Source organism: Bacillus sp. C28GYM-DRY-1, from assembly GCF_030519405.1.
Classification (GTDB): Bacteria; Bacillota; Bacilli; order Bacillales; family Bacillaceae; genus Bacillus; species Bacillus spizizenii_A.
In genome coordinates, this window is sequence record NZ_JAUMKF010000026.1 from 33,116 (window position 1) to 41,078 (window position 7,963).

At 40.6% G+C, this 7,963-nt stretch carries 7 protein-coding genes and 1 pseudogene; 3 read left to right on the forward strand and 5 right to left on the reverse strand.

Features of this window, described 5'->3' with window-relative positions; all coding sequences use genetic code 11:
• The first annotated feature begins 15 nt into the window (after positions 1 to 15).
• Positions 16 to 1,605, forward strand: coding sequence for a solute:sodium symporter family transporter (locus Q3W56_RS18500; RefSeq protein WP_302896445.1), 1,590 nt, complete (start codon positions 16 to 18; stop codon positions 1,603 to 1,605).
• Between the two features lie 33 nt (positions 1,606 to 1,638).
• Here the strand turns inward: Q3W56_RS18500 and desR are convergent, their stop codons facing one another.
• From desR to Q3W56_RS18525, 5 genes are all read right to left on the reverse strand, one after another.
• Positions 1,639 to 2,238 (reverse strand): two-component system response regulator DesR, encoded by a 600-nt coding sequence (gene desR / locus Q3W56_RS18505; protein WP_019714631.1) that lies wholly within the window; start codon positions 2,236 to 2,238, stop codon positions 1,639 to 1,641.
• 18 nt (positions 2,239 to 2,256) lie between these two features.
• On the reverse strand, positions 2,257 to 3,369 hold the full coding sequence (desK, locus tag Q3W56_RS18510; protein ID WP_019714630.1) for a two-component sensor histidine kinase DesK: 1,113 nt from the start codon (positions 3,367 to 3,369) through the stop codon (positions 2,257 to 2,259).
• A gap of 122 nt (positions 3,370 to 3,491) precedes the next feature.
• Complete coding sequence (gene desA, locus Q3W56_RS18515) at positions 3,492 to 4,550, reverse strand: Delta(5) desaturase DesA (RefSeq protein ID WP_302896446.1); 1,059 nt, start codon at positions 4,548 to 4,550, stop codon at positions 3,492 to 3,494.
• A 163-nt stretch (positions 4,551 to 4,713) separates the two neighbouring features.
• Positions 4,714 to 5,691, reverse strand: a complete 978-nt coding sequence (locus Q3W56_RS18520) for a S66 family peptidase (RefSeq protein WP_302896447.1) — start codon at positions 5,689 to 5,691, stop codon at positions 4,714 to 4,716.
• 62 nt (positions 5,692 to 5,753) lie between these two features.
• Complete coding sequence (locus Q3W56_RS18525) at positions 5,754 to 6,251, reverse strand: N-acetyltransferase (protein WP_302896448.1); 498 nt, start codon at positions 6,249 to 6,251, stop codon at positions 5,754 to 5,756.
• A 166-nt stretch (positions 6,252 to 6,417) separates the two neighbouring features.
• Between Q3W56_RS18525 and Q3W56_RS18530 the strand changes: the two are divergent.
• Positions 6,418 to 7,142: pseudogene (locus Q3W56_RS18530) on the forward strand (VLRF1 family aeRF1-type release factor).
• A 138-nt stretch (positions 7,143 to 7,280) separates the two neighbouring features.
• Entirely contained in the window at positions 7,281 to 7,817 is a 537-nt protein-coding gene (locus tag Q3W56_RS18535) for a DUF420 domain-containing protein (RefSeq protein WP_019714625.1), read from the forward strand.
• Positions 7,818 to 7,963 lie beyond the last annotated feature (146 nt).

Consider the following 7,963-nt stretch of genomic DNA (forward strand, 5'->3'; position numbering starts at 1 on the left):
AGGAGTTGCTGGCTGTTGCTTTGGATCATTGTATCTTTTCTGGTTATCAATATCGGGATATTTCTATTTTCATGGCGGAGAACAAAGGAGGTTAACTTGCAATCGTCCGATGGATATTTTCTCGGAGGAAGAAGCCTTACTGCATTATATATCGGGAGCTCGCTGCTGTTAACCAATTTATCAACTGAGCAGATGGTCGGGTTAAATGGACAAAGCTATGCAGGGTCTATGACAGCGATGTCATGGGAAGCGAGTGCACCGCTTGCGTTAATTTTCCTGGCACTTGTCCTTTTGCCCCGTTATTTGAAAACGGGAATTACCACGATAACTGATTTTCTAGAGCAGCGGTTTGATCAAAGAACAAGACAGATCGTTTCTGTACTGCTTATCATTGGTTACGCTGTTTCATTCCTGCCAACAGTACTGTATTCAGGGGCTCTCGTGTTAAATCAAGTATTCCGCATTACAGAGACGTTTGGCATCAGCACATTTATGGCAGTTTTGCTGATATCCTTAATCATTGGCGTAACGAGCTGCTGTTATATCTTTTTTGGCGGGTTGAAAGCCGCTGCCTCAGCAGATGCCATATACGGAATTGGTTTAATTTTCGGCGGTTTCTTTATCGTGATATTAGGCATTCTTGCAGTCGGACAAGGCAGCTTTGGGGGCGGAGTTGCTCAACTGATGGCTTTACATACGGAAAAACTCAATTCAATTGATATCAGCAATTCGGCAGATGTACCGTGGCCGACAATTTTAACAGGGCTTTTAGTGAATAATCTCTTTTATTGGGCTGTTAACCAAGCGATCGTTCAGCGGGCATTAGGAGCGAGAAATTTGGCTGAAGGACAAAAGGGCGCTCTGTTAGCAGGTTTCTTTAAACTCATCGGCGTTTTTTATTTAGTCGTCCCTGGAGTGATTGCCTTTCATTTATATGGAGGCGGCATTGAAAATGCTGACAGTGTATATCCCCGGTTGATCGTCGATCTATTGCCGGCATCGCTTACAGGTGTATTCGCTGCTATTTTATTCGGAGCGATTTTGAGCTCGTTCAATGGCTCTCTGAACAGTACCATTACGTTGTTTACTCTGGACATTTACAAACCGTTATGCAAGCCTCATGCAGATGAAGCTGATCTCGTCAAAACAGGACGGATTTTCGTCGCAGTTCTAGGACTATTATCAATTGTCATCGCACCCTTTATTTTATATGCGCCATCAGGGCTGTACAGCTATCTTCAAGAGATGTTCGGATTTTTTAATGTACCGATATTAGCAGCGGTCGTCGTTGGTTTTTTTACAAAAAAAGTACCGGCTTTAGCTGTAAAAATAGCGATACCTGCCCATATTGTTTTATACGGCTTATCAAAAGTCTATTTAGGGCACATTCATTTTCTGTACATCCTTGCCGTGCTCTTTCCATTTTCAGTGGCTGTGATGCTTCTGACAGGAAAGTTGTATCCGAGGGAAACGGATTATAAGCTTGATTACAATCCGCAAGTGGATGTAATACCTTGGAAACACGTAAAGCTGGCGTCCTGTATCATTCTAATGTTGGTTGCGGCGACGTACCTTTTGTTTTCTCCTTGGGGAATTGCTGGCTAACAAAAAGGAACTTGGCATCTGCCAAGTTCTTTTTTATTTAAACCAGCCTTTTTCCTTTGACCTGGTAATAGCTTCTATTCGGTTTTTCACTTCAAGCTTTTCTAAAATCACAGAGATATAATTTCGAACCGTTCCGCTTTTGATGCTGAGTTCCTGAGCGATTTCTTTTGTGTTTTTACCGTCAGCCACAAGTTCGAGCACTTCTTTTTCCCTGTCTGTAAGAGGATTAGCCTCGCTGTATATGTCCTCCATCAGCTCAGGTGCATAGATGCGTTTTCCGTTCATGACGCTTCGGATGGCGCTCGCGAGCTCTTCGCTCGGACTGTCTTTTAACAAATAGCCTTTAACGCCTGTTTTAATGGCTCTCTGAAAGTAGCCGGGTCGTGTAAAAGTAGTTAAGATAATAATTTTGCAGCCTGTATCCTTTAATTCCTCAGCAGCTTCAAGCCCGGTTTTACCAGGCATTTCAATATCCATAATGCATACATCAGGCTGATGTTTTTTGACAAAATCAACAGCATCTTGACCGTTTGTACCCTTGCCTACGACTTCCATATCGTCTTCTAAGTTTAGAAGTGATCCTAAAGCGCCCAAGAGCATTTGCTGATCTTCCGCAATAAATATACTAATCATGTAAGCCATCCTTTTTGTTTATTTTGAGTTATTAGGAATTGACATGGTAAGCTTGGTGCCTTTTTTTGTATCGATGTGAAGGCTCCCGTTTGCAAATTCAAGCCGTTCTCTCATGCCAAGCAGGCCATGTCCTTTTGAAAAGTATTTCTCTTCACCTTGAAACGTTCCATCGTCAGTCACTGTAATGACAACTTCCTTCCAGAGCTGCTGAATGTCAACTCGGCAGGTCTTAGCTTGACTGTGTTTAACGACGTTAGTGACAGCTTCCTTTAAGCACATACTCAATATGTTTTCATTAAGCAATGAGATATTTTCAGGCAATTTATCTTCTTCGTAGATAAACGTAATGCCGGCAGCTTCAAGGATTTGTTTAATGTTTATGATTTCATCCTTGAGCCGGATGCCTTTCATGGAGGATACAATTTTTCTGACTTCATTTAAAGACGTTCTCGCAGTTTGCTGAACGCTTTTCAGTTCACGTGTTGCTTGTTCAGGATCTTTGTATATCAATTTTCTCGCCAAGTCGCTTTTTAAACCGATTAGAGAAAGCTTTTGCCCAAGTGTATCGTGGAGGTCGCGGGCAATTCGCTGCCGCTCTTCTAATTTCACCAGCTCGGCAATCCGTTCATTTGCATCCTCGAGTTTTTCTTCCAGCCGTTCGCGCTCTTTGCGGCTTCTTATACTGAAGGGCAACAAAATCGCGCTAATGAGGGTAATGACGACAAAGGGTATTTGAGTCAGAAAAAATTCTTTTTTTAACACGAGACTGAAATTCGCTGCGACGGCTGCGCTTATTAAATGGACGTAATATAAAACATAAAAGGGGACGCGTTCCTTTATATTTCCAATAAAATATGCGATAAAAAAAGCAAAATAAATATAACTGAACATCGTAATAGAGGCAGTTGAAATGCCGATTAACAAAAACGCCCATAAATAAATGGCCCAGCCTCTTGAGACAAAAGCAAATCTATATACCGAAAAAAATAAAAGCGTCAAAATGATGCCTACGATGATAACGGCTGTAGATGATGATTTCCATATAAAGTAGAAGGGGAGGATAAAAAATATCGTCCATATATAGGGGGTAATCCCACTTAGCTTTTGAAATGTAAAATGCTTTTTAATCATTATATTACCTCATTTTCAGCTTTTCATCTTACATGTAACTTTATCATTGCGAAAGCCAGAATGCACCCTTTAAACAATAAAAAGGAGGCCTTCTTGTGTTTAAGAGAAGACCTCCTTTATCATCAGGCGTACTTCCGCAGTTTCTGTTTTTCTGTTGAATCAGGCGGAAGGCTTGAAGGGTTATGTTTGATATCCCGAAATGACACAAATTGTTTTTTATCTTCATCCCAAAGGCGGAATGCAAGTGATTGCAGGCTTGTTTTTAAGGTAATTGTCGGTACGTTTTTTAAAGGCTCATGATGTTCATGGGCATCTTCAAGCTTATAGTTAGGCACCTTTGGACTCAAATGATGAACGTGGTGGTAACCGATATTGCCTGTCAGCCACTGAAGCAGTTTCGGCAGTTTATAAAATGAACTGCCTTCCACAGCAGCCTGAACGTAGCTCCAGTTCTCATCTGCTTCAAAATAAGAATCTTCAAATGTATGCTGCACATAAAACAGCCATACACCGATTGAACCTGAGATCAGAAAAATAGGGCCTTGCACAAGTAAAAACGATTGCCAGCCAAAGATCAGACAGCAAGCAGCAGCCAATGCCACAATTGCCAGATTCGTAAGGTATGTGTTTACACGCTCCTTACGTCTTGCTCCTTTTTTGTTGAAACGGTTCGTGATGAGAAAAACATAAATCGGTCCGAGAATAAACATGATAAACGGATTTCTATAAAGTCTGTATGCAAGCTTTGTACGTGTAGATGCAGCTTTATATTCGTTTACCGTTAATAGCCATATGTCTCCTGTTCCGCGTTTATCCAGATTACTGCTTGTCGCATGATGAATCGAATGGCTGTGCTGCCATTGAAGATACGGGAATAAAGTCAGAACACCTGTCAGGAAACCGAGAATGTGGTTATAGCGTTTTTTTCTGAAAAATGATTGATGGCAGCAGTCATGGAAGATGATAAAAATTCTTGTCAAAAATCCTGCGGCGATCACTGCTAAAGCTAACGTAAGGAGGTAGGAGACATTGAGGCTGAAATAAGCCAGAAACCAAAGTCCGAAGAAAGGTATAAACGTGTTCAAAAGCTGAATCAGGCTGTTTTTTGTTTCGGGCTGAGCAAAAGCGGCGACTTGCTTTGTCAGCTGTTTTTGTTTATGTGCAATGGTTTGTTCAGTCATAGTAAGTATCCTCTCATTTTGTGTCTCTGTTCAGTATACGTCAATGAGAGATGTCGTTTGTAGTAGCACACATCATGCATCATATATGACAGTTGTCATGTCTCCTCGTGTAGTTGCATAAATGGTTGCGCTAAAAAAGCTTGTAAAAAAATTTACAAGCTGATTAATGTTTGTCAATCCATATTTGTGATGTTCCCGAAACAGCTTCAATCCTGCATGTTCCGCCTATAGGGAACGTGGCAATCGGAGAGGTGTGTCCGGCATTTACATTTGCGATAATGGGAAGAGCGGATAATTCTTTTTTCGTTTCAATCATGGCTTTTACTTGTTCTATTGATACATTTGAAGCTTTTTGAAATCTGCCAATCATAATCGCTTTCACATGGGAAAAAGAGGGGAGGTGGATGAGTGATTGCAGGTCGCGGTCAAACATGTGGATGTCTGACATGTAATCATCTTCAATCAATAAAATGGCATTTTCTGTTTCAGGAAAATACTCCGTTCCCTGCAGCAAATTAAGTGTGCAAAGGTTTCCTCCAATCAAAGTGCCTTCCGCATAACCCTCTTGGATCACAACGGGGCCGTTATTAGGGTAAAAGTGCCTGTTTTCTTGATCCAAAAACCAACGGTCATCGCTCCACTCGCTAGAAGGGTGAATTTCAAATGGATCATCCGAAGCGCAGCAAGAAAGAAAATACTCTGTTGTATAATCGAGTCCTTTTTTCATTGCAAATGTTGAAAAGTGGGGGCCTGAATACGTAACAAGGCCTGTTTTTTGATAAATGGCGTTGCTAAGAGCGGTTATATCGGAATAACCGCATAGAATTTTTGGATGCTGTTTGATTTTCTCGTAATCAAGATAACGCAGCAGCTGATTTGAATTGAAACCGCCGAGTGTCGTTAAAATCGCTTTGACTCCGGGGTCGAAAAAAGCAGCGTGCAGGTCACGGACTCTTGACTCGATAGAGGATGAATTGAATTCGTTTAATTCAATTGCATGTTCAGCGATGGTTACCCGATAACCTAAGCGTTCTAACGCTGTTTTTGCTAGCATTTTTGTTTCATTTGATAATACGGACATGCTGGTCGCGGGAGACACGATTCGAATTTCGTCACCCTTTTTCAGTTTTGAGGCGAACATAGAACCCTCCATCAATGGTTTTACACCATTACAGCACATCTTGGCTCATTCTTCCAGGTTTTTTACAAATCAACCCACTTAATGCAGCCTGATTGTGTATCAGGATCGACGGTTACTTTGAATTCATGTTTTTCATAAAAATGAATCAGCCGGTCTACATGATTCCAGTCCCGTTTGGCAATGTCGCCGGTGACTTTCGGTATATTGTGGTCTCTGGCGATATCCTTTAAATATTTCATGCAAATGGAACCAAACCCGTGATTCGGAGGACCTTTTATGTCGCCGATATGAATGGCATCGTCCTTGTAAGACGCCACAAGTGAAAAACAGCCTTTTCCTCTATAAGCCGTTTTACAATCGGTAAGCATAATTTTGCATGTTTGGCCATCATCAATCGAGGAAACGATCATCCACTCTTCATGTTTCGATTGATCAATACCAAGCACTTTGGCATCTTTGGATAGATCCTTCATGTTCTCCTGCATGCGGTAAATTTGAAATTCTAGATCATGTAGTTCTTCCTCAAGTTCTTGACGATTTTTTTCTTTAACAGTAAACAAAATCAATCTCCTTTCAAAAATAAGCTTAGAAACACAGTTATCAATTGTATTAGATGAGAGGGGCATTGTAAATAACAAATCCATTATTACTAGAAATTGCGAAAAGGAAGGTTTGATCGTTTTTAAGAGAGGAAAAAAACTAACCTGTGAAAAAGGAGGAATCGGAATGGCAATTGATTCATTGATTAATAAATTACAGTATGTTAATTGGAACCGCCGGTTAACATTCTTTCCCTATATCTTAATACAGACATGAGAGATTCACAGGTGGGAGAATGGAAAATTGCCGTAAAATCTGGATTCAACCGATTAAAGGAGTATTTGGCAGCAAGTGATCGAGAGGAAGAGAAGTGTCTAGATAAATCAGAACGAAAATTGATCAATATCTTAAGGAAATGGGAAAAGACATGCCTCGCAGTCTCGTATTTTTTGTTTCCGATAACGGTCTATGGGAGCCAATTAAGCTTCAAATCCCTATAGAAACAAGATTTTACTGGGAAGAAACATCCGTTCTGGATCAGTTAAAGGATTTCCGCCAAATGTACCCAAGCACGGCGTTTATTTTAACTCAGCAGCATGAAGTCAAAATTATTGAAACCGTTCTAGGCAAGATTGAGGCGGTTGAGCATTATGAGTACGATATCATCAATGAGTCTTGGGAGAATTGCCATTCCTCTGCAAAAAAAGCGATATCATTTGAAGAGAACCGGATGAGGGAATATGTAACAGAGAACCAAACAAGACTGTATAAGCCGCTGGCTGCCAATCTTATCAAGAAGCGGCAGATATCTTGGATCAGCACATGAATAAATTTATTCATTTGAAAATTCAAAAGAATCCGCTAAATGAAAATGATATAAGGCCGTTGAGCATTTGGTCAAAGAGGCGTAAACCTAACTGGGGCCGGGGCTAAAAGCCGCCGGACAATGAAGTGTGTCTAATTTCTGACGAAGCAATCGAAAACGTTGACATCTCCTTTGAATTTGCATACGATTTGGATAGCCAGTACAAATTAGGAGAGGTCACCAAATGAATCAAACAGAAAATAAACCGAAAAATTATACGGGAATTGTCCTTACGCTGACAGTTCTAATTAACGGTTTAATCGCAGTGCTGTTTTTTATGCCTAAATTAGATCAGTTCAGCCATGCGAATATTCACATTTTGCCAATGCTGAATGCGATATTCAACAGCTTTACGTTTATCTTCTTATTGGCCGCGCTGATTATGATTAAACAGAAAAATATCAAAGCGCATAAACGCTTTATTTTAGCCGCATTCACAACAACATTACTATTTTTGATTTGCTATGTTGTTTACCACTCGATTGCGGAGAATACGCTGTATGGCGGAGAAGGGATTATGCGCCCGATCTACTTCTTTATTTTAATTACGCATATCTGCCTTTCTGCGATCATTGTGCCGCTTGCGCTGTTTACCCTGATCAGGGGCTTCAGCATGCAGGTGGAACGCCATAAAAAAATAGCCAGATGGACAATGCCTCTGTGGCTGTATGTAAGCCTTACAGGTGTTATTGTATATCTGATGATATCTCCTTATTATTAAAAGCCATACTCTGTATGGCTCAGGCTGTCGAGAAAATCTCGACAGCTTTTATTTTCCCTTAAAATATCCATTCTCCTGTAATAAAATAAAAGAAAGACTTCAAAAGGACGGTGTCTTTCTTATGTTCCACACAAGAAATTCTTCTC

Bases quoted from the DNA above. Each gene is read 5' to 3' on its own strand.
- desR (WP_019714631.1), bottom strand. From the start codon at position 2,238: ATGATTAGTATATTTATTGCGGAAGATCAGCAAATGCTCTTGGGCGCT.
- desK (WP_019714630.1), bottom strand. From the start codon at position 3,369: ATGATTAAAAAGCATTTTACATTTCAAAAGCTAAGTGGGATTACCCCC.
- desA (WP_302896446.1), bottom strand. From the start codon at position 4,550: ATGACTGAACAAACCATTGCACATAAACAAAAACAGCTGACAAAGCAA.
- Q3W56_RS18520 (WP_302896447.1), bottom strand. From the start codon at position 5,691: ATGTTCGCCTCAAAACTGAAAAAGGGTGACGAAATTCGAATCGTGTCT.
- Q3W56_RS18535 (WP_019714625.1), top strand. From the start codon at position 7,281: ATGAATCAAACAGAAAATAAACCGAAAAATTATACGGGAATTGTCCTT.